This is a genomic window from Pandoraea cepalis (assembly GCF_902459665.1).
GTDB lineage: Bacteria > Pseudomonadota > Gammaproteobacteria > Burkholderiales > Burkholderiaceae > Pandoraea > Pandoraea cepalis.
In genome coordinates this window covers 1-26,693 of the sequence record NZ_CABPSL010000024.1, presented here as the reverse complement: position 1 = coordinate 26,693, position 26,693 = coordinate 1, and the positions used below count along the sequence as shown (strand labels likewise).

Below are 26,693 nucleotides of genomic sequence, written 5' to 3'. Positions count from 1 at the left end.
CAGCCGGTCCCTCGGTTGACGAGCGTACCGACCAGATTGGCAAAATCGCCTGATGTGACCGAGATATTCGGTCGGTCTCCTCTCACGGGGTGGATATCGTGTCGCTCGACCGCACTGCACTCCATAAGAACCAATCGCTCTGGGAGAAGCTGGGACCAGGGTTGATTGCCGGCGCGGCAGACGATGACCCGAGCGGCGTCGCCACCTATTCCCAGGTAGGCGCAGCATTCGGCTACGGCTTGCTGTGGACGGCTTTGGCGACGTATCCGCTCATGATCGGAATTCAGGTGGTGAGTGCGCAAATCGGTCGCGTCACCGGGGACGGCATCGCGGCGAATATTCGAAAGCACTACCCCGGCTGGATACTGTATGTCCTCGTTGGACTTTTGCTTGTGGCAAACACGATCAACATCGCGGCGGATGTCGGTGCGATGGGGGTGGCATTGAAGCTCCTGATCGGTGGTCCGGCTGTCTGGTACGCGGTCGCTTTCGGCATGGGGTCGCTGACGTTGCAGGTTTTCATCCCGTTTCCGCGTTATGCCCCCATTCTTAAGGTGCTTACGCTTGCGCTGCTCGCGTATGTGGCCACGGTCTTCAGTGTCAAGATTTCTTGGGGGGACGTGCTGTATCGGACCGTAATTCCCGATCTGTCATTCAACGGCGGCTACATCGTGGCGGTTGTCGCGGTGTTCGGCACGACCATCAGTCCCTACATGTTCTTCTGGCAAGCGTCTCAGGAGGTGGAGGTCCAGCGCGCAACAAAGGGGCAGGAGCCGCTGACCGAGGCCCCATCGCAAGCGCGGCGAAACTTGCGCCGCATCAGAATCGACACCTATATCGGAATGGCGTTCTCGAACGTGATCGCCTTCTTCATCATACTGACTTCCGCTGTCACGCTATATCAGCACGGAGTGAGAGACATCCAGACGTCGGCGCAGGCAGCCGCAGCCCTACGGCCGCTTGCCGGCGAAGTCTCGTTCCTGCTGTTCTCTGCCGGCATTATCGGATGCGGGCTGTTGGCGGTGCCGGTGCTGGCGGGTTCGTCGGCCTATGCAGTCGCCGAGGCTTTCGAATGGCGCATTGGTCTGGGGCGCGAAGTCCTACAGGCACGTGGCTTCTACATGATATTGACGCTCGCCACCCTGCTAGGTCTGGCGTTGAATTTCACCGCCATTGATCCCATCAAGGCGCTCTTCTGGAGCGCCGTGATTAATGGCGTAATTGCCGTCCCGATCATGACAATCTTGATGCTGATGGCGGGCAGACGCGACGTGATGGGTAAATTTGCGATCAGTCTGCGGCTAAAATCGCTGGGCTGGCTAGCCACCGGCACCATGGCTTGCGCAGTCCTCACCATGTTCGCCACATGGGGGCGGTGAGTTGTTTGCGTGCCGAAGCACGTGACGCGATTGCTATGCCCTTTCCAATAGGTGCATTGCTGTGCAACGATGACTGCGTGTTCGATATCAGACGCGGGGGGCGTCCAGCACGCCATAGTTCGTACGCTTACGTACGGATCATCGTTGGAGTTGGGCCTATTGTGAATGACGCGACAAGCGCTCAGGACGCGAGTTCACTCGGACTAATGCCTGGAAGTTGCGGGCGAGGACAACGACCATGAGAGGCCACAAGCAATTAAGCAAGCGAATGATCGCCTTGCAACTGGCGATCCGCGAGACTCGGCTTTCTCTCACCAAGCAGGAGCGTGACCGGTATCAGGCGGCAGTTCTTGTTTGGGAAGAGGAAGGCGGACGATCGTCCCGATGGCTACCCGCCCTGGATTTTTTCATCCATGCGTGAAAGGATCGCCGAAGGCTCTCTGGCAATGAGTGATTGACATTTTCATTACGGCGGAAAAAAATTCAGAAGTGAGCTGTTGAGCGGCAACAGCTCAGAGCAACCGCCAGGGAGCCCTGCCACGCAGAGCCTCGTTCAATCATGGTAGCGCCATCGATTCACTCAACGCACTCATTACGCAGCGATTCAGACGCGCACGTGTCCGATCTCAGGGCATGGAAGAGAGGAAAGGCATGCTTGCGCAACCGAACAAAGACGCCAACGATCTGCTGTCCGTCTTGCCGGACGACGAGTGGGCGCGAATCGCCCCAGAGTTGACGTTGATCGAAATGCCACTTGGCAAGGTCATTTACGAGTCCGGAGACCGTCTGGATCATGTGTATTTCCCTACCACAGCAATCGTTTCATTGCTTTATGTGATGGAAGACGGCTCGTCGGCCGAGATTGCCATTGTGGGCAAGGAGGGTGTCGTCGGCATCGCCCTCTTCATGGGCGGCGAAACAACGCCGAGCCGAGCGATCGTGCAAAGCGCCGGGTACGCCTATCGGCTGAGCGCCCGGTTGCTCAAGGAAGAGTTCAGGCGCGCTGGGCCCATGCAACGTTTGCTATTGCGCTATACCCAGGCATTGATTACGCAAATGGCGCAAACGGCCGTCTGTAACCGCCACCACTCGATCGACCAGCAACTGTGCCGTTGGCTGTTATTGAGTCTCGATCGCCTGCCGTCCAACGAGTTGCGGATGACACAGGAGTTGATCGCCAACATGCTGGGCGTACGCAGATCCGGCGTCACGGAAGCCGCGCTCAAGCTTCAGACTGCCGGGCTTATCCGTTACAGCCACGGGCATATCGAAGTGCTGGACCGGGCCGGACTCGAAAAGCGTGTCTGCGAGTGCTATGGTGTGGTGAAACGGGAGTTCGATCGATTGCTTCCCGAGATCCAGGCCATTTGACGTCGCCCCCGCCAGCGGGAGTGTCAACGAGCGTTTCATCGAGTCTTGCCGCACTGGCATTTCGTTCGCCCCAACCCGCTGTAATCGGGAATGTCTGCCGTTGGCCGAGTTAGCGGTGCGATTCACAGTGTCCAGCGTCTCGCCCCTAGTCCCCACCGCCTTGCCGCCTTTCACGAGGCGCTTGTCCTGTTTGCTCCGGTGCAGGTTGTCCGCGTTGTCCGCGCGACACTTGCGCGGGCTCTGAACGGGGCTCCACTTATCTTTCTCGTCCCGGGCCGCCCCCGCGGTCGTAACCGCCGTGGCCATCTCCCCCACGACCATAACCGCCGTGGCCATCTGCCCCGTGGTCGTAACCGCCTTGCCCATAGCCCCCGTGATCGTAACCGGGGCCGGGTCCCCACCAACAGCCGCCCAACGTGACGACGACAAGCATCAATAGCAAACTTCGAACCGCTTTCATGGCACCCTCCTCCGAGAACGGCATTTTCGCCGGGGTAACCGGCACCTATGCCCTCCGTACGTCTCTCAACACAAATGGTCGGCGCCTGATAGTCCTAACGGTCCCTGGTGAGATCCTCCCTGATTTCACCCGCCTCGCCTGACGGCGTCGCCTCGTCATTTCTGCGAGGCGCGTCTTCCTGACTATGCACGACATGGAAGAAATCTTCTTTGATGCGTGAGAATTTCGCTTCCAACTCTCTGATTCGCTCTCTGACCTGACTCGGTGTCATAACCCTCTCCGTAGACTCACGTGCGTGCCTATGCCCATGGCTCGTGACCACTTTGCTCGTGGGGGATATGGGGTGTCCGTCCGGTATCGCACATGGCGATGAAGAAATGCTGCGGAATATGACAAACACTGAACCGGCCGATCTCGCGCCGCGATGCGTCATCCCTGCCCCGATCGTGTCGGTGGATTGGTACGCTGACGTACCGTATCGGCGTCGGTCTGCCGTGTAACGTGAGGTCTATACCGGAATAGCTGCAGCTCGATAACGTCTTGCGAAACGCCTTCGGCGAGGTTCCATGAAAGCCACTCGGAAATTGCAGGCGCTCGGGCAGAGTCTGTGGCTCGACAACATCACGCGATGCTTGCTGGTTGACGGGACGCTGGCCTGTTACCGAGATGAATACGACGTCACAGGTTTGACGTCGAATCCGAGCATATTCCTCAAGGCGATTCGCGATACCGCAGCGTACGACATGGACATCGCGAAGCCGGCCGATCCGACGCTCACCGACGAAGCGTTGTTCTTCTCCCTTGCGATCAAGGACCTGACCCAGGCGGCCGGGCTGTTCCTTCCGGTGCACCAAAAGACCGACGGTGTCGATGGATGGGTCTCGCTGGAAGTGTCGCCGTGGCTCGCCGAAGACGCCGTCGGAACAGTAGCAGCCGCCAAGCGCCTGCATGCAAGCGCCGATTGTCCCAATCTGTTCATCAAGATCCCCGGCACGGCGATCGGCCTCGTCGCGATCGAGGAGGCAATCTTTGCCGGCGTGCCGATCAATGTCACGCTCCTTTTCTCTCGGGAGCAATACGTAGAGGCGGCAAACGCCTACTGGAGAGGCCTGGCGCGCAGGCGTGATGCCGGGCTTGATCTGCACGTGGCATCCGTGGCATCGCTTTTCGTCAGCCGCTGGGACACCGCCATCACGGGGGAGGTGCCGTTCGGATTGCGCAACCGTCTCGGCGTGGCTGTGGCCAAACAAACGTACGGCGCCTACCGTGAGCGCATGTCGCACCCGATGTGGCACGAGTTGTCCGAAGCTGGTGCAAGCTCCCAGCGCCTGTTGTGGGCCAGTACGGGAGTCAAGAGCCGGGAACTCTCGCCGGGCTACTACGTTGAAGCACTTGCCGCACCGGATACGATAAACACGGTGCCGGAGGCAACCCTTCTGGCATTTGCGACGCACGGCGAATTGATCAGTGTCATGCGCGAGGATGGTGGTAACGCCGATCCGGTGCTCGCAGACTTCGCGCACGCCGGCATCGACGTCGCAGCACTCGCCGCACGCCTTCAGCGCGAAGGCGTTGCGTCGTTTCGGCAGGCATGGACTGAACTCATGCAGGCCATTGCCGACAAGCGCACACCCGACTGACACCCGAACCCGGCGGCACAGCGTACGCCCCGAGCGCACTGATGGCCGAAGCGTCGCGTGTGACGGGGTCCGGCGATTCCTTTACGTGTGCTTCTTCAGATCGTGGCGTGCGTCGCCGACGACTGACTGAACTTTGCCGACATGCTTCTCGATCTTGCCGTCGACCTCCAATTTCGTGTTGCCGACCACCTTACCGGTGACCTCTTTGATTTTGCCGACGGCTTCCTTGACCCGGCCTTTCACTTGGTCTTTGTTCATGATGATTTACGTTCTCGGTGGATAAGAAATTGAGCCCCTTGACCGGGGTTCGGGTGTCGCGCGCTTTCGTGGCGACATGCGTCACACGCCGATTGACGGTGTCGAGCAAGATCTGGATTGCGCGCCTCATAGTCGACCCATCAAGAGCAGAACAATCACGACGGCCAGCAGCAATCCCACTGCGCCGCTCGGCGCAAATCCCCAACCCGAGTTGTACGACCAGGCTGGGAATGCTCCTACCAACAGAAGTACCAGAACAATCAGCGCCACAATTCCTAACGACATGATTTACTCCCTGCTTTGGTTAGAGGGAGATTTCCAGGCCCTCACAATAAGGGTAGTCGCACAACGACGGCACGTCGGTTCGGTGCCGTACTAAGACGGCGAACGAGGCTCGTTCGGTATTGGAAGCCTCTGATCAGCGCCGCGATCAGGTGGTGCGGCAATGGATTTCTGTTCGGTAGTGGACAGACCTACCGAACAAACGCTCCTAGTGTCGAGCGAGCGATGTTGCCAGATCGCAATACCTTCGTGAGTCAAAGGGCGTAGCAGTCAACCGTTTCACCATTCGATGGAGATGCCAGCGATGCAGCACGATGATCTTGATCAGTTGTGCGTCGACACCCTGCGCACCTTGTCGATCGACGCGGTGCAAAAGGCACAGTCCGGGCACCCGGGCACGCCGATGGACGCTGCTACGACGGTTTATTGTTTGTGGCAACGTTTCCTGCGTTACGACCCGGACCATCCGCTCTGGGCTGGCCGGGATCGCTTTGTCTTGTCGAACGGGCATGCCTGTGCGCTGCTGTACAGCTTGCTGCACGTTTGTGGTGTCAAGAGCGATGATGCAGCCGACGAATTGGCCGTGACGATCGACGACCTTAAGTCCTTCCGACAACCGGGAAGCCGATGCACCGGACACCCCGAGTACGGTTGGACGACGGGTGTCGAGACCACGACCGGTCCGCTTGGGCAAGGCATTGCCACGAGCGTGGGTATGGCGATCGCACAGAAATGGCTAAGTGCAACCTACGACCGTCCGGGGTTTCCGCTATTTCACTACAACATCTACGCGCTTTGCGGCGACGGCGACATGATGGAGGGGCTCGGTGCCGAAGCCGCCTCGCTCGCCGGTCATCTGAAGCTGGCCAATCTGTGCTGGATATACGACGACAACCACATCACCATCGAAGGATCCACCCGCCTGGCATTCACCGAAGACGTCGGTGCGCGCTTTGCATCGTATGGCTGGCATGTCGAGCGCGTAAGCGACGCCAATGACCTGACGCAGTTGTCGCGTGCTTACCAAGGTTTTCTCGACACCGGCGACGCGCCAACCCTCATCATCGTGCAAAGCCATATCGGCTATGGCGCGCCACACCGCCAGGACAAGCGTGAAGCTCATGGAGAGCCGCTCGGCGCGGCGGAGGTGCGTCTAGCCAAAGAATTTTTCGGCAGAGATCCCGACAAGCAGTTCGACGTGCCCGATGGCGTAACGTCGCATTTGCACGGAGGCCTCGGCCGCCGTGGCCGCGACGCCCATACGCGTTGGCTCGAGCTTTTTGCGGACTATCGGGCCCAGTATCCCGACTTGACCGATGCACTGGAGCGAATGCAGGCGCGGGAGCTACCCCCTGGGTGGGACGCCCCCCTACCCGCTTTTACCGCGACGACGGCCGGTCTTTCGACCCGCGCTGCATCGGGGCAAGTGCTCAATGCCATTGCCGAGCGTGTACCCTGGTTACTAGGGGGCGCTGCCGATCTCTCCCCATCGACGCTTACTCGCCTGACCTTCGATCTCGTGGGCGATTTCCAGAACCCCGACGCACAGGCTGGCGGCAACTATCGGGGCCGGAACTTTCACTTCGGCGCGCGCGAGCATGCCATGTGTGCGATAGCCAACGGCATGAGTCTGTCGTCGCTACGTCCGTTTGTCGTCAGCTTTCTCATCTTCAGCGATTACTGCCGGGCGGCACTCCGGCTGGGTGCGATGATGGAACTGCCGCTCGTCACGGTTTGGACGCATGACTCCATCAGCCTGGGGGAAGACGGGCCCACGCACCAGCCGATCGAACAACTTGCCTCGCTGCGGGCCATGCCGGGCATGACCGTACTGCGTCCAGCCGACGCCGCAGAAGTCGCCGAGGCGTGGCGCGTCATCATGGAGCGCAAGCGCGGGCCGGTCTGCCTCGTACTCACCCGTCAGGCCGTGCCAATTCTTGATCGACAACGTTACGCAAGTGCCGCAGGCGTTGCCCGAGGCGCATATATCCTGGTTGATGCCTGCGAGGAAATGAACATCGAAGGCGGTACCCCGGACGTGCTGCTGCTGGCCACTGGCAGCGAAGTTGCGTTGTGCGCTGCGGCGTACGACGAACTGAAGCGGGATGGAATTTTCGCGCGGGTGATCAGCATGCCGTCGTGGGAAATATTCGAGAGTCAGTCGTTGGCGTATCGCGACCACATTCTGCCGCCCTCCGTCATCGCGCGAGTTGCCGTGGAGGAGGCTTCCACCTTTGGATGGGAGCGCTATGCCGGGCATGAAGGCGCCATTTTCGGGATGCACACGTTTGGCAAGTCTGGCCCGCGCGAGGCGCTGGCATGTCATTTCGGCTTCGACGTGGCGCATATCGTCACTGCCGCCAAGGCGCAGCTCATGCGTCACGGTACGAAGTCGCGCGGGACACCGTCATGAGCGAATCCAGAACGCTTGCATCGCGGATCGCGTCGGTCAGCCCATACGCTGGACAGCAGATCTCGCCGGACAAGCTGGTCAACGTCTCGCGTCTAGTAACGGCCTACTATTGCAACACCCCCGACCCGGACGTTCCGGCGCAGCGCGTAGCGTTCGGAACCTCCGGCCATCGCGGTTCGTCGTTCCTGACGACGTTCAACGAAGCGCATATCCTGGCGATCAGTCAGGCCATCTGCGGCTACCGCCAACGGCATGGCATTGATGGACCGATATTCGTTGGCATCGACACGCATCCTTTGTCCGAACCGGCGTTTGCAACTGCCATGCAGGTGTTCGCGGGCAACGGTCTCGACGTGATGATTTCGGCGGGCGGCGAATACACGCCAACGCCTGCGGTGTCGCATGCCGTCGTCACATACAATCGCGGGCGTACGGCAGGGCTCGCTGACGGTGTCGTCATCACGCCGTCGCACAACCCTCCCGATAACGGCGGCTTCAAATACAACCCGCCGCACGGCGGGCCGGCGGAGTCTGCGGCGACCACCTGGATCGAGACGCAAGCCAACGAGTTGTTGCGCGGCGGACTGCGAACGATGCCAAGGATCAGCGTCGAGCAGGCCATGCGCGCATCCACGACGCACCCCTATGACTTCCTGAACACCTATATCGACGACTTGCCCAACGTTATCGACATGGATGTGTTGCGTGCTTCAGGCATTCGTATGGGCGTTGACCCACTGGGGGGAGCCGGCGTTCACTATTGGCCGGCCATTGCCGATCGGTATCGACTCAATCTGACGGTCACCCGGACGACCGTGGACCCGACATTTGCCTTCATGACCGCCGATTGGGACGGCCGAATCCGAATGGATCCGTCGTCGGCCTTTGCGATGCAAGGCCTGATCGCACAGAAAGATGCGTTCGACGTCGCCTTCGCCTGCGACACCGACCATGACCGGCACGGCATCGTGACGCCAGGCGGGGGCTTGCTTGCGCCCAACCACTATTTGGCCGTGACGGTCGAGTACTTGTTTGAGCACCGCCCTGAGTGGCCGGCCGACGCCGCGATTGGCAAGACCGTTGTCGGCAGCCAGTTGATCGACCGTCTGGCGTCGAAGCTCGGGCGCCGTCTTTACGAGGTTCCCGTCGGGTTCAAATGGTTTGCTGCCCGGCTGCTCGATGGATCCCTGGCGGTCGCCGGAGAGGAAAGCGCAGGCACGAGCTTCTTGCGGCGCGACGGTGCCGTCTGGACAACCGACAAGGACGGTCTGATCCCTGCACTGCTGGCAGGCGAGATGCTGGCGCGCACCGGGCGGGACCCCGGAGCGCTTTACAAGACACTGACGTACGCATTGGGCTCACCCGTGGAGGCCCGGCGCGAAGCGAGTGCGACACTCGCACAGAAGGCTGCGCTCGCGGCCCTGTCAGCCGACACGGTGCGATCGGAGCGGCTCGCCGGAGAGCCGATCAATGCAATTCTGACCCAGGCGCCCGGCAACGACGCGCCAATCGGTGGCTTGAAAGTGGTGGCCGATCATGGCTGGTTTGCCGCGCGCCCGTCCGGCACGGAAGCGATCTATAAGATCTATGGCGAGAGCTTTCAGGGCGAGCGCCACCTGCAGCGACTGCTGAACGAGGCTCAAGCCATCGTCGAAGAGGCGCTTGGCGACGTAACCTCGCCGCCTTCATAGCAAGCGTCTCCCCAAAGCCTGCCTGAAGCAGGCCCCTCGTGATCAGTTGACCCCGGCCGGTCAGGGCACTCGCACACTATCGAAACTCGAGTGGCCCAGGATCACCAACGCAAGACCGATCGTCCTGATGGGACTCGTGCTTTGTTTTCGTGTGAGCCAGGATTTCATCATAGACTCCTGCCTTCTCAGCGCTTGTGGCCCACTTGATGACCTTCCTTGCGGAATATCAGGTCGGCATTGTGCTTCTGCACGTCGGACATGCTGTTGTAACGCGCCTCTAAGGCGGGCATCAGTTTCCCGATACCGTCGGCATGGGCCTTGGCAACTTGACCGTATGACCGCAAATCGTCAACGACGCTCATATGGTTTTCGCCATCGGCGTGTGTTTTAAGCAACGACTGCGCCCTGTTGGCGTTGTCTAGCATTATCTGCGCACCGAGGTTGCGTCTGTTCGCTGGCGGCCCCTCCTCCCCGTCCTCCCCGGATCAAAGATTGTTCGCTATCGGACAGACGTTCGGGACGTCCGCCCTTAGCCTCTGCATCACGCCATCGATATGGGTTCGAGCGGCACTGACGACCCTTGAGCGGCTTAGGTCATCGGCGCCGAGTGGCTGGTAAAGCACTTTCGTCAAGACGTTAGGGAGAGGCAGATGTTCACATGCAGAACGTGCGGCGAGTTGAGCGACTTTCCGGACGTGACTCCGGAAGTCAACGACCTCGGCTTTTATTTCGATTGCCCCGGCTGCGGTGCGAGAAACAAGCTTGTCAACGTGGCTACACCGGGCGAGACAGCAGCGCTGGTGCAGCTTTCCGACGAGTAAATCGCCACACCAAAAGGTCTGGTGCGCTAACGGACCGAGCCCCCATTCGGGGGCCCGGTTCAATGCGCGGCATCACAACGATTTAATCCCACAGTGTGGTCTGCAACGCGCAGCGATCCTTTGCCGTACTGCCCGCCCACCACGAAGCCCGCATCCATGATCGTCAATGACACGCTTACGCCATGCCCGCGCGCATCCAGATACGGTACGTCAACGTACGCGCCTGGACGATTCGCCAGTGCCCCAAGCGTTGACAGTCCGCACGCCGAATGCGGCCCATCGGTTCGGTAGCGGACTGACATGTCGCAGACGTACGCGCATGCTGAGCTTCTCAGCCGTGCGGTTGAGCGCGGCCTGAATTGTGAATGGTCGCGTCCGGTTCGCCTCGCGTACGTCATGCCGACGTCCGGTTAAGGCCACCGTGGTAATACGGAGATCGCCATGACTACGCAAATTTCCGTGGTTCCCGCTGTTGCCGAGGGTCTCGGCACCGATGTGCGACCCACCACTCCCAAGCCAAGGAAACATCTGCTGAACATGGTTCGCGTCCATCGGCCCGCTTGGCGCGGGGCGCTCACTGGCGGCTTGGCAATCGCACTTGGCCTCGCGCTTGTGCCCGCAAAGGCCGAGGACAGCAGCATGACCTCTGAGGCCAAGAGCGACATGCACCGTTCGGAACGTGTCATGTCCGACAGTTGGATTACTACCAAAGTGAAATCCGAGCTCCTCGCGAATAGCATCAGCGACGGCACGAACGTCAGCGTGAAGACCACCCACGGCGTAGTCGTGTTGACTGGGACGCTTGCCAGTCAAGACGCCGTCAGCGGTGCGAAGCGCATTGCGGAACATGTCAAGGGCGTCAAGCGCGTAGATAGCTCGGGATTGACCGTTGGCCCGCGATAGTTTGCACAACTTCGATAACAGCATGAAGAGATCGGTGAGTCTCACCGAGGAAGCGAGGTGATTGTCACGCGTTATGCGGTGCTTCTGTTTGTCACGAAGGGTTTCATTTTGCGCTGCCCATAGCGGCAAGTGCCGCTTGCAAACGAGCATCACGCCACATGCCCTTCAATCGATCGAGCCTATGGACTCGCTCGCATATTCCTACGAATCAGGAGGTCCACCGTGTGGTCATTCGCATGGATCAACCGGGGCGCGGCTCGTCTTTTCGGATCTATAGGAAGTCATGGCGGCCCAATCTCGCAACGACCCGACGCCAGCCCGCCCCTATCCGCGAACAGCTCGGAAGGCGTGGACACGGCAGCGTCCCTGGTCGAGCCGACACCGCGCATGCCAGTGGACGCGCGAGGCCTGGCACTGGGCATTCTGGCGACGCTCGCCGTCCTATTCGCCCTTGAGTGGGCGCAACGATTTGTCGTCCCGGTCCTGCTCGGCGTCTTCCTTGCTTACACCCTCAACCCTCTGGTCGTTGGGCTGGGGAAGCTAAGAGTCGGACGTTACGCTGGCGCCGTTATCGTGATGCTCGCCGTCGTCGGCATATTCGTGTCCGGCAGCTATCCCTTGCGCGATCAGATCGACAGAGTGGTCGAGCAGTTACCTGCGGTCACACGGACGTTCTCGACCTTATTGGATAACCTGCACAGCGGCACATTCGGCAATCTTCAAAAGATGAAAGCCGCTGCGGGGGCGATCGAGAACGCGGCCAATCGGGCCTCCGACCTGTCCTCGCCGCCGAGGCAGTCGGTGACGCATGTCGTGCTGGATCAGCCCGCTTTCAAGCTGAGCACCTTTCTGTGGGTGGGTTCAATGGGGGCGCTGGGATTCATTGCCCAAGCCCTGACAGTGATCCTGCTGGCATTTTTTCTTTTGGTCAGCGGAGACACGTTCAAGCGCAAGCTCGTGCGGTTGGCGGGGCCGTCGCTATCGTCGAAAAAAATCACCGTGCGCATTCTCGACGACATCAACAACTCCATACAGCAATACATGCTGATGCTGCTCGTGACCAATATGCTGGTCGGCGGGCTCAGTTGGGTTGCGTTTCGCGCAATGGGTCTGGATAACGCGGGGGCCTGGGCCCTGGCGACGGGACTTTTGCATGTGGTGCCCTACCTCGGGCCGGGCGTGAGCGCTGCGGCGACCGGTATGGCCGCGTACATGCAGTTGCAATCGTTCTCGATGGCGCTGCTGGTCTCGGGGACGTCTCTTGCGATTGCGACGCTCGTCGGAACCTTCGTCTCCACGTGGATTACCGGGAAGATCGCCAAGATGAATCCGGTCGCCATCTTCGTCTCGCTGCTTTTCTGGGGCTGGCTCTGGGGAATCGCCGGCATGCTGCTGAGCATCCCGATCATTGTCATCGTGAAGGTCATATCGCAGCACGTGGAGCACTTCCAGCCTGTGGCGGAACTCCTGGGCGACTAGATCGACGGCAGCCCCGCCACATGCGGTAGATCGGAGACTACGCGGCTGTCTTCAGTCCCGGCATCGAATTGCCCAGGTCGGTGCTGGCTACAGCAAACGATATCGCTACCGGATTCATGCTGTCGACCATCGAGGACGGCATCAGAATGGTGGCGCCGCGTTCTTTGGTCGTCTCGTAGATGATATTCATGGCGCGCAGTTGCAACGCCTGCGGATGTCCTTCGTAAACTGCCGCAGCCTCCACAAACTTCGCCGCGACGATGGCTTCCGCAGATCCGAGAATCATGCGAGCCTGCTTTTCGCGCTCGGCCTGAGCCTGCCTCGACATGGCGTCCTGGAGGGCGACCGGAATGGCGACGTCGCGCACCTCCACCGACATCACCGCGATGCCCCATGCGGCCGTCTTGGCGCCGATTTCCGCGCGCAGTTGTTCGTCCGATGCCTTCCGATCGGAAAGCAGGGTCGATAGCATCGACGCGCCTATCATCTCGCGTAAGGAGGTCTGAGACACCCGGTCGATCGCCTGCCGGTAATCCGTGATCGCCAGGGCGGCCTTCTGGGCATCGTCGACGTGCCAGAAGATGATCGCGTCGACGTTGACTGGCACGGTGTCCTTTGTCAGCGCTTGCTCGGCGTTGAATGCCGTGGTTTGAATGCGTTCGTCGATCACTGCCGTGATGCTATCGATGACCGGTAGAATCATGAACAGTCCCGGGCCCTTCACACTTTGCAGTTTGCCGGCGCGCAGGATCACGAACTTCTGCCATGCGTTAGCCATCTTCAGCGTCGAACCCAGCAATACGGCAGCGACGAGAAAGCATGGTGCCAGATACGGACTGACGTAGACGCCAGCCACGGCTCCCGCGAGAAGCAGAACCAGTACCAGGAATGAAGTGATGGAATTCATGTTGGGCGCTCCTGTGCAGGCGGATTTCAGTCCACCGGCGTATCGAGACGATCAAGATGCGGGGCCTTGAAGCCACGCCCCTAACTGTCCTCTCGCTTGTTAGCCGGCGGATCGTCCCAGTAGCCCGCGCGGCCGAAGTGGTTATGGATGCTGATTTCCTGGCGTCGATCGAGCCGGGCCTTGGCATCGTAGGGCGGCGCGGCTTTCACCGCTTCGCGCGTCAGCGCCAGCGAAACAGTCGCGTCTAGCCAGTTCATTTGCTCGATCACCTTCACGGGGACGGCCACCAGATGGCCCATCCACCAGTTGCTGGTGTTCACGATGAGGTAGCGCAGCGCCCAGGTGTGAACATCCACGAGCAAGCCTTCCACGTGTCCGATGTCCCCGTCGCTCGCATGGATGTGATAGTTGCTCACCGCATCGGCACTGCGCAGATGCGGATCGTGTCGCGGCCGATTCACGCCCTCGTCGTTGGAATTCGCAGCTTCTCGTGCCGCACGAAATGCATCCAGTTCAGAACGGCTGCCGCTTGCGAGGCCGCCCGGAAACGCGCATTCTCCCCATGCGCCCATGCCGCCCCAGTAGTCCGGGTACCCGTAATACGCCAGATAGTCGGCTTCATGCTCGCGGGAAACCGGCTTGTGCATGTCGATGTTCGGACTGTGCTTGACCTGGTCCCTGGTGATCGTGACCGGGATGATGTCGTCGAGCCAGTCGCTCTGGCCAATCGAGATCGGCGAGATCAATACCTGCCGGTTCGCAAGCCACGTCCCGGTTTCCACAACGAGGTATCTGACGACCCACGCCTTGTCGTCGAAGTACAGATCTTTCACGAGACCGACATCACCGTCAGTCGCGCGGACGGTGCAGCCCTCCAGTTCGTCCAGGGTTCGTAACATGGCAAACCTCCCGTGAATCGCCTGTCAATGACGGCGCCCGGCCGTTGCATGTACACAAACACCACGCGATGGAGACGGTCAGACGCCGTAGTCGTTCTCACCGTACTTCAAAGTATCTGGCGAGTCCGTTCGGTATCGAACCGACTCGGTCGGCAAAAGCCGCGATGATGGTCAAATACCTATGCCGCGCATGCGCCAAGAGGAGTCGATCATGAGAAAGGAAAGGATACTGCTTCATGTCTACGGAGAACGTCAGGACGCGGTCTGGACATTGACATGTCTGGATCTGTCGTTTTCCTCTAGCGCCACGGATCTGATGAAAGCCAAGGCGTATGTGAGAGCGAACGCCCACAAGTACTTGCAGGGAAAATTGATTGGTGAAAATATCCAGTTCCCGGCCATTCCGGTAAGCGGGCGCGACGTCTTCCAGCGCAAGCTGAGATACTGGATCGCTCGAATCTGGCAGCACTTCGACCCCCATACGCGAGACCACATTTACGACGAGGTCGTCGGTCTGGATGACAAGCATCCCGTGTTCTCCTGATAGCCGTGCAACGCCGGAGACATCGGCATGTGGAAACCGCCAGGACTGGATTACTTTGTCGGAACCCCACGGGGGACGAGCGACTTCGGGCCTGTGGAGGCCCCGATTCGCGCGGAGTTGTTCAGCCGCGACCGACTGGAGCAGCATGCGCTCAGTTTGGCGCGCGCCCAGCAAGTCGCCGCGCATCCGCCGCGCACCCGAGGGCTAACCTTACGCGCCGCCGACAATGAGCGTGTATTGCGCCGGTGCTATGACGCAACCGCGCACGCCACCTTGCAGCGCCGCTCGATTACCCCGGCTGCGGAATGGTTACTCGACAATTTCCGTACCGTCTCGGACCAGTTCAGAGAGGTCCGGAACGGTCTGAACACGAAGTCTTTCCGATCATTGCCGCGGCTGCTTGACGGCCCGTTGCGTGGCCTCCCGCGCATCTATGGTGTGATGTGGGCCTTCGTGGCTCACACCGACAGCCGTTTCGATCCTGCGCTGCTCACGTGCTTCCTGCTCGCCTATCAGAAGGTCGAGCCGCTGACCATGGCAGAGCTTTGGGCCATGCCACTCACACTGCGCGCCGTGATGATCGAGAATCTCCGGCGCCTCTGCGCGCAAGTCACACGAGCCCAGGTGAGCCGTCAGGCCGCCGACCGATATGCGGATGACCTACTCGCGCACAAAGAGACTGCACCCCCTGCTGCCGGTGATGTAGCGACGACACACGCGCGCGTCGTCGAGCCGTTCGAGCCGTTCGAGCCGGCTTTCACGGTCCAGTTGATTCAGCGCCTGCGCTATCAGGATAGGTCCCTGCAATGGCTGAGCGACCAACTGGCGCAACAAGGACAATCGGCTGAGGAGATCGTCCAGGCCGAACACGCCAGTCAGGCGGCTGCGAACATGAGCGTGCGCAATGTCATCACCAGTTTGCGCGACATGCGGGCGTTCGATTGGCAGCCACTGTTCGAGGACGTCAGCCTGGTCGACGCGCATCTGCGCCACAACGCAGGTTACGCGGAAATGGACTTTGCGACTCGCGATGGCTACCGGCACGAGATCGAGAAATTGGCGGCAAGATCGCGCTTGTCGGAGCTTGAGGTCACGCAAGCGCTGAACACCCGGGCGGCCGCCGCAGCTTCTGGCACGGGCGATGCGGCTGACGCCGAAGACATGGCGCGTCGCGCGGACCCGGGCTACTATCTTCTGTCGGCCGGCCGGCGCGCCTTTGAGCGTGAGATCGCGTATCGTGTGCCGATCGCCCGTCGCTGTCGGTTGCATGATGCCCGGCAATGCGCGGTGGCCTACATCGTGAGCGTTTGTCTGCTGAGTGGCTTGATCCTGGCCATTCCCGTCTTGCTCAGCGCCACGGCGGGGGTGGGCGTCGCCGGTCTGGTTGTATTGGCCGTATGTGGTCTGTTCCCGGCGTCGGAGCTTGCCGTTTTGCTCATCGACCGCGCGTTAGCCCGACTGATCCCCCCCCGCCACTTGCCGCGCCTTGAGCTGGCCGACGGCATTTCGCCTGAACTCAGAACGTTCGTCGTCGTACCGATGATGCTGACGAACGAGGCAGACATCGCCGCACAGGTCGCACAGTTGGAAGTGCACTATCTTGCGAATGCCAAGGGTGACGTCCGGTTTGCCCTGCTCTCCGACTGGCGCGACGCCGATGCGGAGCACATCGACAGCGATATGCCGCTTCTGGCAGCCGCCAGCGCCCGCATTGCGACGCTTAATTCCCGCTATGCAGACAGCACTGCCGATACCCCACGATTCTTCCTGTTCCATCGCAGGCGCCGTTGGAATGAAACGCAGCGCAAATGGCTGGCATGGGAGCGCAAACGGGGCAAACTCCACGAGTTCAACCGGCTGCTGCGAGGTGCCACCGACACCTCGTTCATGGACATCGAAGGACGTGCGCCGTGGACACCTCCCGGTGTCCGGTACGTCATCACGCTCGACAGCGACACGCGTTTGCCTATCGACGCCGTGCGGCAGCTCGTTGGCACAGCCGCGCACCCGCTGAACCGTCCGCACTTCGATCGGGGCTCGCGGCGCGTGGTCGCTGGTTACGGCATTCTGCAACCGCGCATCACGCCAACACTGCCCGCCATGCACGAGGGAACCCTCTATTCGCGCCTGTTTTCGGGACGCTACGGCATCGATCCCTATGCCGGCGCCGTGTCCGATGTGTATCAGGATTTGCTTGGCGAGGGCAGTTACATCGGCAAAGGCCTGTATGACGTCGATGCGTTCGAATCCGCGCTTGCAGACCGAATTCCGGAGAACACGATTCTTAGCCACGACCTTTTCGAAGGCAACTTCGCCCGTTGCGGATTGGTCACGGATGTCGAACTGTTCGAAGACTTCCCTTCGCATGCGCAGGTCGCCGCCATCCGGCTGCACCGGTGGATCCGCGGTGACTGGCAACTTCTGCCGTGGATTGTCGGCAAGCGCGGCGGGGCGATTCCGGCGGCGGCTCGATGGAAGATGCTCGACAATTTGCGTCGCTCGCTCACTGCGCCAGCGGCGCTGGCTACGCTGGTGTGCGCATGGGTAGTCGCACAGGCGCCTGTCGGGGTCTGGTCGGCACTGGTATTGCTGGCGATTTCCGCCTCCACGATATTCATGATTGCGGCAGGCCTGATCCCGTCACAGACTGGCATTTCGATGTCGAGCCACTTGCGCGCGGTTGGCCGCGACATTGGCAGCGGCGTCGAGCGTACGTTTATCGTAGCGTCGATGTTGGCGAACCAGGCGTGGCTCGCCGCCGACGCCATCGCACGCACGTTATTCCGGCTGACCGTCTCACGGCGCAGACTGCTCGAATGGGTAACGGCGGCGCAGCTTAAACTGCATGCGGGGCGCTCGTTCGGCAATTTTATTTGGTCGCTTCGCGGTGCCATCACACTCACGGTATTGTGCGCGGCCATCGTGACATGGCTCAGACCTGCCAGCCTTCTCTGGGCAGCGCCGTTTCTGATCGTCTGGGGCCTCTCTCCGTTCGTCGCCCAACGGATCAGCCGCCAGCCGCGCCCCGCGCGCTCGTCCCTCGTCTCGACGGAAGATAACGAGGCACTGCGAATGGCCGGCCGGCGAATCTGGCGTTTTTTCACTACCTTTGTCGACGACGACAATCATCACCTCCCGCCCGACAACTTCCAGGAAGACCCGCGCCCCGTGGTGGCACACCGAAGCTCGCCGACCAACTTTGGCCTCTATTTGCTGTCGGTACTGTCTGCCCGCGACTTCGGTTGGATTGGCGTGACGGAGACGCTCGAACGTTTGGAGCGAACGCTTGGCACGATGTCGACCCTTGCGCGCTACCAGGGGCATTTCTTCAACTGGTATGACACCCAGGATCTGAGCCCTCTGGCACCGCAGTATGTGTCGAGCGTTGACAGCGGCAATCTGGCAGGCCATCTGCTCGTGGTGACGAGCGCGTGCGAAGAAATTGCTCTCGAACCGGTGTTCGGCCGCGCGCAGCTCGATGGAGTTCTCGACACGGTTGCGCTCTTGCGCGACGCCATCGCTCACGAGAGCGACGACCGGCGAACCCTCACGGTGAACCGGAACCACTTATACGAAGAGCTCAATGCGCTGGAACACATGCTCCTCCAGCCGGTGCCGTCCGAACCGATTGACGTCATCGCCGATGCATCCGAGGGGTGGCGCCGGCGCTGGTGCGAGATCGACCATCTCGCGACGACGCTGCTCGATCTCGCCCAGACATTCGTGAACGAACGTGGTGACGCTGCGCATAGCGAAGTGCTCTACTGGGTCGGCGCGATCCGGAACAATGTCAAGAGCCACCTGCTCGATCTCACGCCGGACGTGTCGCCTGCCGGCCAATCGCCCCGGTACTTCACGGCGTCACCTTTACCCGGTCCGGACATCGCCAAACGATTTGAAGCCGTTGCAGCATTGGCTCGCCGGCTATTCGACGAGATGGATTTTCGCTTCCTGTTCGCCTCCGACCGGCGCTTGTTCTCGATTGGTTATCGAATGGCGGACGCCGAGCTGGACAACTCGTACTATGACCTGCTTGCGTCCGAGTCGCGATTGACGAGCTTCATTGCCATCGCCAAGGGCGACGTGCCGGCAACGCACTGGTTCCGGCTCGGGCGCATCATGGCGCCTTACGGCAAGGCAGCGGTGCTGATGTCATGGTCAGGCTCGATGTTCGAATACCTGATGCCGTCACTGGTGATGGACTATCCCCACAGGAGCCTGCTGGATTCATCGTGCGGGCTTGCCGTCGCGAGTCAGATTGCCTATGGCAGGACGCGTAGCGTGCCGTGGGGAATCTCCGAGTCGGCCTGTAACATTCGGGACCGTGCGATGACCTATCAATATGCCGATTTCGGCGTGCCCGAGTTGGCATTGAAGCGTGGGCTTGCGCGGTCTCTCGTGATCGCGCCCTATGCTACGGTGCTCGCCGCAATGTATGATTTGCCGCACGCCGTGACCAACCTGAAACGGCTCGACGGTGTTGGCGCTCGCGGTGTCTTCGGCTATTACGACGCCATTGACTACACCCCTTCTCGGCTACCGAAAAACTGTAACGCCGTTCCGGTTCGCACCTACATGGCCCATCATCAGGGCATGTCGCTGGTCGCGCTGACGAACGTGCTGTTCGGCGACATCATGCGGCAACGCTTCCATCGTCAGCCCGTCGCGCGGGCCGCCGACTTGCTCTTGCATGAGGCGAACCCGCGCGAAATCAGCGCGGTGGATCTCGCGCCCGACATCGCGGACACGCCAACGGGTATCGAGGCGATTGTGCCGGTCATGCGCCGATTCTATTCCGCAGGACAGACCCCTCCCGCCACGCACTTGCTATCGAACGGCGAATATTCCGTCATGATCACTGCCGCCGGGTCTGGATACAGCCTATGCGGCAACGCTGCCGTGACCCGCTGGCGCGAGGACCTTACGTGCGACCGCTGGGGCAGCTATCTGTTTCTGCGGGATACGGCAAATGACGCTGTCTGGTCCGCGACCTTCCAGCCTGTGGACATCGAGCCAGACGCCTACGACGTGGCGTTCTCCGAGGATCGTGCAAGCATCGTCCGGCAGGAAGGCTCGCTTGTCTCGACACTGGAAATCATGGTGTCGCCCGAAGACAACGCCGAAGTCCGTCGCCTGTCCATCACCAACGAGGGCGCGCTGACGCGCGAAATTGAGGTCACTTCCTACGCTGAAGTCGTGCTGGCGCCGATGGCGAGCGACACGGCGCACCCTGCGTTTTCCAATCTGTTCGTCCAGACCGAATACCTGCCGGAAGTGCAGGGTCTGCTCGCCATGCGCCGCCCTCGCGGAGGCACGGATACGCCCTTGTGGGCGGCGCATGTGCTGGCGCGCTCGCCGCATGGCGGCAATGTGGGCTATGAGACGGATCGGGCACGTTTCATCACACGGGGGCGAACGATTCGCGACCCGTTGGCGGTGATGGACGGCCGTCCGCTGTCGAATACGGTAGGCCCGGTACTGGACCCGATCTTCAGCCTGCGCACGCGCATTATCGTTGCCCCCGGTGCGACCGAGCATCTGGTGTTTTCTACGATGGTGGCGCCAAGCCGTGAGGCATTGCTCGATCTCACCGACAAATATCACGACCCGGCAAGCTTCCAACGCATTTCGACATTGGCGTGGACACAGGGACAGGTCAATCTGCACTATTTGGGTATCACCGCCGATGACGCACACCTCTTCCAGTTCATCGCCAACCGGGTGCTCTATGTTGACACCGCGATGCGTGCTGCTGCCGAGGTGCTCAAACGCAACACGCTCAGTGCGCCATCGCTATGGCGATTTGGCATTTCCGGAGACTTACCTATCGTACTGGTCCGCGTGGACGATCAGGACGACCGCGACATTGTCAGACAGTTGCTGCGTGCCCACGAATACTGGCAAGGCAAAGGCGTTCCGGTCGACCTCGTGATTCTTAATGAACGCAAGGTGTCTTATATCGAGGATCTGCAAGTCTCCCTTCAGACGATGGTCAGCGGCACACAGGTCACATCCGGGCCTAACGACGGCCGTGGCAGCATTTCCGTCATTCGCGCCGACGGCCTGGAGGCGGCGGAAATGACATTGTTGCTAACGGCCGCCCGTGTCGTGCTTGCGGGGGCGAGACAAGGCAGCCTCGAAGAACAGGTCGTGCGCATGGGTCGTAGCATTACCCACATGCCATTGAGTATCGGCCGAACGCGGGCAACGCGTGGCGACGACATCGCCGACACGCCGTTGCCCGCCCCTGCGCTTGAGTATTTCAACGGGCTGGGTGGGTTTGCCGAGCAGGGGCGCGAGTACGTGACGGTACTCGGTCCGGGCCAGCGCACACCCGCGCCATGGCTGAACGTCATCGCCAATCCGGAATTTGGTTTTCAGGTCTCCGAGTCAGGGGGCGGCTACACTTGGTCGGCCAATAGCCAAGCCAATCAACTGACGCCATGGTCGAACGATCCGGTCGTCGATCCGTGCAGTGAGGCGTTCTTTTTGCGCGACGACGAAACCGGACATCTCTGGAGCCCGACCGCATCTCCAATCCGTCTGGAGAACACTCGCTATATTGCCTCTCACGGTTTTGGATACAGTCGTTTCGAACATGCCGTGTATGGCATCAAGACCGAACTCGTGCAATTCGTGAGTTGGCACGACCCCGTCAAGCTCTCCGTACTCACTATCGAAAACCGTTCGAAGCGCCCGCGCAGACTCTCTGCTGCGGCATACGTCGAATGGGCGCTAGGTGCCGGACGTGCCCGCAATGCACCGTTTGTCGTCTCCGAGATCGATTCCGTCACGGGCGCAATGTTCGCCACCAACGCATGGAACGCCGAGTTCAGTGAGCGCGTTGCTTTTCTGGACTGGCTTGGCAAGCAGTCCAGTTGGACCGGCAACCGCACGGAATTCATCGGCCGCAACGGCGATCTCGCCCATCCTGCGGGGCTGATATCCGATGCGGCGCTTAGTAATGCGACGGGTGCGGGCATGGACCCTTGCGGCGTGCTACTCACGCACATCACATTGGCACCCGGCGAACGCGTCGAACTGACCCTTCTTCTTGGGCAGGCGAACGACCGTGACGCGGCAAGGAGATACATTCAACGCTACCGTGGGACGTCGTCCGCCACGGTCTTGACATCAGTCAAATCGGAATGGCGCGCGATTCTCACGCAGCTTCAGGTCGAGACACCGGACCGGGCGACCGATCTTATGCTTAACGGCTGGCTGCTCTATCAGGTGCTGTCTTGCCGCATGTGGGCGCGCGCCGCGTTCTATCAGGCGAGCGGCGGGTTCGGATTTCGCGATCAACTGCAGGATTGCATGGCGCTGTGCCATGCGCGCCCCGATCTTGCCCGGGCGCATTTGCTCAAGGCGGCCGCAAGGCAATTTGTCGAGGGGGATGTGCAGCATTGGTGGCATCCGCCCTCAGGTCGTGGCGTGCGCACCCATATCTCGGACGACAGGCTTTGGCTGCCATACTCGGTCATTCATTACGTCAGAGTGACGGGTGACACGAAGATCCTCGACGAGCCGGTGCCCTATCTGGAGGGACGCGCTGTCCCCGACACCGAAGAGAATGCGTATTACGTGCCGACAGTCACAGCGCAGAGCGGAACCCTGTTCGAGCATTGCCAGCGGGCCATCGATTGCAGTCTCGCAACGGGCACTCATGGCCTGCCGCTCATCGGCGGGGGCGACTGGAACGACGGTCTGAATCGCGTCGGGATGGAAGGCAAAGGCGAAAGCATCTGGCTTGGCTGGTTCCTGCATGCCACCGCGTTGCCCTTCGCCGATTTGGCGCAGACGCGCGGAGAGGTCGACGCCGCAGCGCGATGGCGGGCGCACGCTGAGCGTTTGCATGCCGCGCTGAACAATGGCGCCTGGGATGGCGCGTGGTACCTGCGAGCCTACTTCGATGACGGAACACCGCTCGGCACCGCGGGCGATGCGGAGTGTCGTATCGATTCGATTGCTCAGAGCTGGAGTGTGATTTCCGGGGCGGGAGATGTAGACCGGCAGCGTCGGGCGATGGAATCTGTCGAGCACTATCTGGTACGCCCGGGCGACGACCTCATCCTGTTGTTGACACCACCGTTCGACAAGATGGCGCGAGATCCCGGGTACATCAAGGGATACCTGCCGGGCATTCGGGAAAACGGCGGGCAATACGCGCATGCCGCCACCTGGTGCATGATCGCATACGCGAAAATGGGCGACGGCAACCGTGCCGGCGACATGCTCAAGATGCTCAACCCCATCAATCATGCCGACACGCGCGCCGGTGTACATGCCTACAAGGTCGAACCTTACGTTATGGCTGGGGACATTTACGCCTCCCCCACGCATGTGCGTAGAGGCGGTTGGACCTGGTACACCGGCGCTGCGGGGTGGATGCATCGCGGTACCGTGGAGTCCATTCTGGGGCTGGACAAGCGCGGCAACGCGCTGCGCATTACACCGTGCATTCCGCGGGAGTGGCGCGGGTATCGCTTGATCTACCAATTTGGCGAATCGCGTTATCTCATCTCTATAGCCAATCCGCATGGCCAGAGTCAAGGCCCCGCATCCGTTACCGTCGACGGGCAACTTTTGGAAGGAAGCGATCCAGACATACCGCTGGTCGACGACGGACGTACTCACCGAGTGCAGGTCAGTCTTCTTCCGCCAGTGTGACGCCTTTCTTCACCACTGAATTGGACGATGATTCTGATGCAATTGTTTAAAAAAACATTGAGACAAATAAATTGAAATTTAAATTTCATAAAAAATAAATCGCTTGTTTGTTTATCAATGCGCGCGTATAAAATATTTAGCGACCATCAAGTCCGCCGCTTTTCGATGGCGCGTCGATATTCCGATCGCTGCGAGACACTTCCGATCTCTGACCCTCTTGGTTGTCCATTTATCAACGCCGCCATACATTGTAATTAGAGATGGTAAAGCGTTGGATATAAGATTTGGGTATTAGAGAGGTGAATTATGAGTTCCGGCATTGTCAAATGGTTCAATGACAGCAGGGGTTTTGGCTTCATCACACCGGATGATGGAGGCGCAGATCTCTTCGCTCACTTTTTTAAAATTAGCGCAGATAATCGCGAAGAATTTCGAACGCCGCAGGAAAATCAGCGCGTCTCCTTTAATGTTGTGCAAAGTCCGAAAGGGCCACAGGCGTCCAACATCAAGCCGGCCTGACGCGCGGCCTGGCCAGGTCGACCGAACGCAAGCACGCCTGTTCGCGGCACCCGGCCGGAAGATGACAGTTATTTAAACGGAGGCCACCATGCTCTCCCTCTCGAAGCAAGCCATCCTTGCCGCACTGCAGCGCGTTTCAGGACACGATCCCGAGCCCCTGTCAGACGCCCTTACCGACGCACTGCTCGCTCGCGACCTGATTCGACGTGTGGGCAAACACCTTGAGCCGACACAATTCGGCAAATCCTATAGCCGCGCCGCAAGCACGCTCAGGTGGGGGTGGTAGGCATCGGCGTCACCGATTCAGGCCCCGGTCCTGAATCGCGAGCAGGAGAAGATATTATGGCTAGCATGTCCTGGTTCGTCGGCGCTGTAACGGTTGCCGCTGTCCGGCAAGCACGTCCTCTCGGGCCCCGGATAGCTGCCCAGAATTGCTGCCTGCGCCAGTCGCCGACCGCTAGTTACTACTTTCGGAGGTCAACTGACCAATGTTGCTTCACGCTTTGAACGGTTCGTCCTATATCAGGCTACTCGCCACAGAGTTCTGAACGTTCCGTTGCGAAGCGAAGCGTCGAGATGCCAAGCGGCGTCAAAACACGCTGCTTGATAGCGGCTTCAAGCGGCATATCTGCAGCCCGCTCAATAAGCCTAGCGACGAATATGAGACCAACATTCGAGTAACGCCAAGCGGTGCAAATCTCGGAGATTCGCATACCGCAGATAAGGCCCAGGAGCAGAATGAGTGCGTTGCGCTCGGGGCGCCAACTGGTCGCCTCAGTGACGCGGAGCAGGTGGCGGATTTGGGCGGGTTTGAGGGTCCTGGCGCGTTTGATGTGCATGGTTTCTCTGTCCTCGAAATGCGCTCGAAATTGAGTCTGTTTCGAGAGAGAAACGCCGGGCGCTCCCTTCCATGGTAAACACCCGTGGTGGTTACCATCCTGGGAAAATGGCAGAGAAATCTCTCCCATACTTCCCTGGTTTGCGGAAGCCCAATGCCGAGGAGAAAATTACGGGGAAGTGTTGGCGACACAAACTCTCGGAGATCCCGACTGATCTCGCGCAAAAGCCCACCGCTCCCGGCGACGGCAGTTACCGCATGCACCCGCTTCGCAGTCGACAGTGAATCCGCGGCTAGCTCGCGATATCCGATGACTTTCGACCGTGCCCCCTTGGAACTTTCAATGATCTCGGTCGCCAACCTAGCGGTCGCGTCCGATCCAGCATCATCTGCGCAAATGACGTGATCGATGGCAATCGATTCACTCCACGGAATCTCTGCTTGGAGCCAGTCACGAAAGTTTTGACACAAGGAGACTGGATCGGCATGAATGCACACCAGGCATCATTACCTGATTCGGTTCGCAGGATTGAACACAAATTCTGTCCACCACAGAGTACGCGACCGTTTTGCACCTATTTTCTGTCGCGCCACAGAAACGCACTTAAATGGTGTCCACATTGATGGACAAAAATTAGGGTGTCGATGCCCTTGACCTGCCCTGAAAATTTCGTACCAATCAAATCTAGAGATAATGGCTCCTCAGCTCAGACGAGGAGTTGGTATGAAGAAGAGCCGGTACAGTGACGAACAGATTGTGCGAATTCTGCGCGAGGCGGATCGAGATACGATCCCCGAGGTGGCCAAGCGCAATGGCGTGAGCGAAGCGTCGATATACGCTTGGCGCAAACGGTTCGGCGAGATGGTCAGCGATGACGTCAAACGACTCAAGACGCTTGAGGCCGAGAACGCGCGGTTAAAGAAAATGGTGGCCGAGCGCGATCTTGAGATTGAGGTCATGAGGGAGATCGGCGCAAAAAAGTGGTGAGCGCACAGGTTCGCTGTGAACAAGCCCGGTTCGCGATGGCGCGGGGTTTGAGTCAAAGGCGAGCGTGTGCGCTGATGCAGGTCAGCCGTTCGAGCTTGAGCTATGCATTGAAGATGCCAAGCAAGAATGCACCGGTGATCGAGGCTATGAGAACGTTGTCGGGACATCACCCGCGCTTCGGCTCTCGTCGCATCCGCGTGTTGCTGGAGCGCGAAGGCATCGTTGTCGGCCGCGACCGATGTGCCTCGCTCTGGGCCCGGGCGGGCCTGCAAGTGCCGAGGAAGCGACGTAGGCGCCGGGTTGCCGGCAGCCGTCCGAGGCCTCATGCGCCAGCGGCTCGTAACTCGGTGTGGTGCTACGACTTCGTATTCGACGCCTGCGCAAACGGGCAGCAAGTCAAATGTCTGACCGTGGTCGACGAATATACGCGGGAATGCCTGGCGATCGATGTGGCGGGATCGATTCGCTCACGCCGAGTCATTGAAGTGCTAAGTCGGTTGATCAGCGTGCACGGAGCGCCCCGTTATCTTCGGTCGGACAATGGGCCGGAATTTGTAAGCGGCTAGCAAACCCGTCTTGACGGATGAGGTTTCAACGGACGGCAGGCGTCCAACGGTGCGGCAGCAGATCA

Annotated in this window: 18 protein-coding genes and 1 pseudogene; 13 read left to right on the top strand and 6 right to left on the bottom strand. The window is 60.1% G+C overall.

Going from position 1 to position 26,693, the window contains the following annotated elements; all coding sequences use genetic code 11:
* Positions 1-98: 98 nt before the first annotated feature.
* From PCE31106_RS21665 to tal, 4 genes are all read left to right on the top strand, one after another.
* The gene (locus PCE31106_RS21665) at positions 99-1,379 is read left to right on the top strand and encodes an NRAMP family divalent metal transporter (RefSeq protein ID WP_254441246.1); all 1,281 of its coding nucleotides are present in this window, start codon (positions 99-101) and stop codon (positions 1,377-1,379) included.
* A 238-nt stretch (positions 1,380-1,617) separates the two neighbouring features.
* The gene (locus PCE31106_RS21660; protein WP_150549831.1) at positions 1,618-1,800 is read left to right on the top strand and encodes a hypothetical protein; all 183 of its coding nucleotides are present in this window, start codon (positions 1,618-1,620) and stop codon (positions 1,798-1,800) included.
* Between the two features lie 230 nt (positions 1,801-2,030).
* Entirely contained in the window at positions 2,031-2,750 is a 720-nt protein-coding gene (locus PCE31106_RS21655; protein WP_150550382.1) for a Crp/Fnr family transcriptional regulator, read from the top strand.
* Between the two features lie 1,026 nt (positions 2,751-3,776).
* A complete protein-coding gene (gene tal / locus PCE31106_RS21650) occupies positions 3,777-4,850 on the top strand; it encodes a transaldolase (RefSeq protein ID WP_150549832.1) in 1,074 nt (357 codons plus the stop codon).
* An 81-nt stretch (positions 4,851-4,931) separates the two neighbouring features.
* On the opposite strand, the gene PCE31106_RS21645 is transcribed toward tal, so the two are convergent.
* Together PCE31106_RS21645 and PCE31106_RS21640 are read right to left on the bottom strand one after the other, a co-directional pair.
* Positions 4,932-5,108 carry a CsbD family protein gene (locus PCE31106_RS21645; protein ID WP_150549833.1) on the bottom strand — a complete coding sequence of 59 codons (177 nt, stop codon included), beginning with the start codon at positions 5,106-5,108 and terminating at the stop codon, positions 4,932-4,934.
* 126 nt (positions 5,109-5,234) lie between these two features.
* The gene (locus PCE31106_RS21640) at positions 5,235-5,393 is read right to left on the bottom strand and encodes a DUF3309 family protein (protein WP_150549834.1); all 159 of its coding nucleotides are present in this window, start codon (positions 5,391-5,393) and stop codon (positions 5,235-5,237) included.
* Between the two features lie 301 nt (positions 5,394-5,694).
* Between PCE31106_RS21640 and tkt the strand changes: the two genes are divergently transcribed.
* Both tkt and pgm read left to right on the top strand, forming a co-directional pair.
* Positions 5,695-7,803, top strand: a complete 2,109-nt coding sequence (gene tkt, locus PCE31106_RS21635) for a transketolase (protein ID WP_150564628.1) — start codon at positions 5,695-5,697, stop codon at positions 7,801-7,803.
* The gene (gene pgm, locus PCE31106_RS21630; protein WP_150564627.1) at positions 7,800-9,494 is read left to right on the top strand and encodes a phosphoglucomutase (alpha-D-glucose-1,6-bisphosphate-dependent); all 1,695 of its coding nucleotides are present in this window, start codon (positions 7,800-7,802) and stop codon (positions 9,492-9,494) included. The genes tkt and pgm overlap by 4 nt, the downstream gene beginning before the upstream one ends.
* Positions 9,495-9,679: 185 nt before the next feature.
* On the opposite strand, the gene PCE31106_RS21625 is transcribed toward pgm, so the two are convergent.
* Entirely contained in the window at positions 9,680-9,919 is a 240-nt protein-coding gene (locus PCE31106_RS21625; RefSeq protein ID WP_174975358.1) for a hypothetical protein, read from the bottom strand.
* A 225-nt stretch (positions 9,920-10,144) separates the two neighbouring features.
* Here PCE31106_RS21625 and PCE31106_RS24080 point away from each other — a divergent pair, with 225 nt between their 5' ends.
* From PCE31106_RS24080 to PCE31106_RS21615, 3 genes are all read left to right on the top strand, one after another.
* The gene (locus PCE31106_RS24080) at positions 10,145-10,315 is read left to right on the top strand and encodes a hypothetical protein (protein WP_174975356.1); all 171 of its coding nucleotides are present in this window, start codon (positions 10,145-10,147) and stop codon (positions 10,313-10,315) included.
* A gap of 441 nt (positions 10,316-10,756) precedes the next feature.
* The gene (locus PCE31106_RS21620; RefSeq protein ID WP_150549837.1) at positions 10,757-11,218 is read left to right on the top strand and encodes a BON domain-containing protein; all 462 of its coding nucleotides are present in this window, start codon (positions 10,757-10,759) and stop codon (positions 11,216-11,218) included.
* 387 nt (positions 11,219-11,605) lie between these two features.
* A complete protein-coding gene (locus PCE31106_RS21615) occupies positions 11,606-12,697 on the top strand; it encodes an AI-2E family transporter (RefSeq protein WP_150564626.1) in 1,092 nt (363 codons plus the stop codon).
* A gap of 37 nt (positions 12,698-12,734) precedes the next feature.
* Here PCE31106_RS21615 and PCE31106_RS21610 read toward each other — a convergent pair whose 3' ends face one another.
* Positions 12,735-13,604 carry a slipin family protein gene (locus tag PCE31106_RS21610; protein WP_150564625.1) on the bottom strand — a complete coding sequence of 290 codons (870 nt, stop codon included), beginning with the start codon at positions 13,602-13,604 and terminating at the stop codon, positions 12,735-12,737.
* A gap of 80 nt (positions 13,605-13,684) precedes the next feature.
* Positions 13,685-14,503 (bottom strand): PRC-barrel domain-containing protein, encoded by an 819-nt coding sequence (locus PCE31106_RS21605; protein WP_150549840.1) that lies wholly within the window; start codon positions 14,501-14,503, stop codon positions 13,685-13,687.
* A gap of 211 nt (positions 14,504-14,714) precedes the next feature.
* On the opposite strand from PCE31106_RS21605, the gene PCE31106_RS21600 reads away from it, so the two are divergent.
* From PCE31106_RS21600 to PCE31106_RS21590, 3 genes are all read left to right on the top strand, one after another.
* Complete coding sequence (locus PCE31106_RS21600; protein WP_150549841.1) at positions 14,715-15,047, top strand: hypothetical protein; 333 nt, start codon at positions 14,715-14,717, stop codon at positions 15,045-15,047.
* A 27-nt stretch (positions 15,048-15,074) separates the two neighbouring features.
* The gene (locus tag PCE31106_RS21595; protein WP_150564624.1) at positions 15,075-23,717 is read left to right on the top strand and encodes a glycoside hydrolase family 94 protein; all 8,643 of its coding nucleotides are present in this window, start codon (positions 15,075-15,077) and stop codon (positions 23,715-23,717) included.
* Positions 23,718-24,023: 306 nt separating this feature from the next.
* Positions 24,024-24,236, top strand: a complete 213-nt coding sequence (locus tag PCE31106_RS21590; RefSeq protein WP_130025979.1) for a cold-shock protein — start codon at positions 24,024-24,026, stop codon at positions 24,234-24,236.
* A gap of 527 nt (positions 24,237-24,763) precedes the next feature.
* On the opposite strand, the gene PCE31106_RS24185 is transcribed toward PCE31106_RS21590, so the two are convergent.
* Complete coding sequence (locus PCE31106_RS24185) at positions 24,764-25,075, bottom strand: serine hydrolase (protein WP_217425919.1); 312 nt, start codon at positions 25,073-25,075, stop codon at positions 24,764-24,766.
* 723 nt (positions 25,076-25,798) lie between these two features.
* Here PCE31106_RS24185 and PCE31106_RS24415 point away from each other — a divergent pair.
* A pseudogene (locus PCE31106_RS24415) lies at positions 25,799-26,622 on the top strand (IS3 family transposase); the annotation flags it as partial.
* Positions 26,623-26,693 lie beyond the last annotated feature (71 nt).

What these genes read in the sequence shown, in the direction of transcription:
- PCE31106_RS21590 (WP_130025979.1), top strand. Translation starts at nt 24,024, where the DNA reads ATGAGTTCCGGCATTGTCAAATGGTTCAATGACAGCAGGGGTTTTGGC.
- PCE31106_RS21640 (WP_150549834.1), bottom strand. Translation starts at nt 5,393, where the DNA reads ATGTCGTTAGGAATTGTGGCGCTGATTGTTCTGGTACTTCTGTTGGTA.
- PCE31106_RS21660 (WP_150549831.1), top strand. Translation starts at nt 1,618, where the DNA reads ATGAGAGGCCACAAGCAATTAAGCAAGCGAATGATCGCCTTGCAACTG.
- PCE31106_RS21655 (WP_150550382.1), top strand. Translation starts at nt 2,031, where the DNA reads ATGCTTGCGCAACCGAACAAAGACGCCAACGATCTGCTGTCCGTCTTG.
- PCE31106_RS21610 (WP_150564625.1), bottom strand. Translation starts at nt 13,604, where the DNA reads ATGAATTCCATCACTTCATTCCTGGTACTGGTTCTGCTTCTCGCGGGA.
- PCE31106_RS21600 (WP_150549841.1), top strand. Translation starts at nt 14,715, where the DNA reads ATGAGAAAGGAAAGGATACTGCTTCATGTCTACGGAGAACGTCAGGAC.
- PCE31106_RS24185 (WP_217425919.1), bottom strand. Translation starts at nt 25,075, where the DNA reads ATGCACATCAAACGCGCCAGGACCCTCAAACCCGCCCAAATCCGCCAC.
- pgm (WP_150564627.1), top strand. Translation starts at nt 7,800, where the DNA reads ATGAGCGAATCCAGAACGCTTGCATCGCGGATCGCGTCGGTCAGCCCA.
- PCE31106_RS21615 (WP_150564626.1), top strand. Translation starts at nt 11,606, where the DNA reads ATGCCAGTGGACGCGCGAGGCCTGGCACTGGGCATTCTGGCGACGCTC.
- tal (WP_150549832.1), top strand. Translation starts at nt 3,777, where the DNA reads ATGAAAGCCACTCGGAAATTGCAGGCGCTCGGGCAGAGTCTGTGGCTC.
- PCE31106_RS21625 (WP_174975358.1), bottom strand. Translation starts at nt 9,919, where the DNA reads ATGCTAGACAACGCCAACAGGGCGCAGTCGTTGCTTAAAACACACGCC.
- PCE31106_RS21605 (WP_150549840.1), bottom strand. Translation starts at nt 14,503, where the DNA reads ATGTTACGAACCCTGGACGAACTGGAGGGCTGCACCGTCCGCGCGACT.
- tkt (WP_150564628.1), top strand. Translation starts at nt 5,695, where the DNA reads ATGCAGCACGATGATCTTGATCAGTTGTGCGTCGACACCCTGCGCACC.
- PCE31106_RS21620 (WP_150549837.1), top strand. Translation starts at nt 10,757, where the DNA reads ATGACTACGCAAATTTCCGTGGTTCCCGCTGTTGCCGAGGGTCTCGGC.
- PCE31106_RS21595 (WP_150564624.1), top strand. Translation starts at nt 15,075, where the DNA reads ATGTGGAAACCGCCAGGACTGGATTACTTTGTCGGAACCCCACGGGGG.
- PCE31106_RS24080 (WP_174975356.1), top strand. Translation starts at nt 10,145, where the DNA reads ATGTTCACATGCAGAACGTGCGGCGAGTTGAGCGACTTTCCGGACGTG.
- PCE31106_RS21645 (WP_150549833.1), bottom strand. Translation starts at nt 5,108, where the DNA reads ATGAACAAAGACCAAGTGAAAGGCCGGGTCAAGGAAGCCGTCGGCAAA.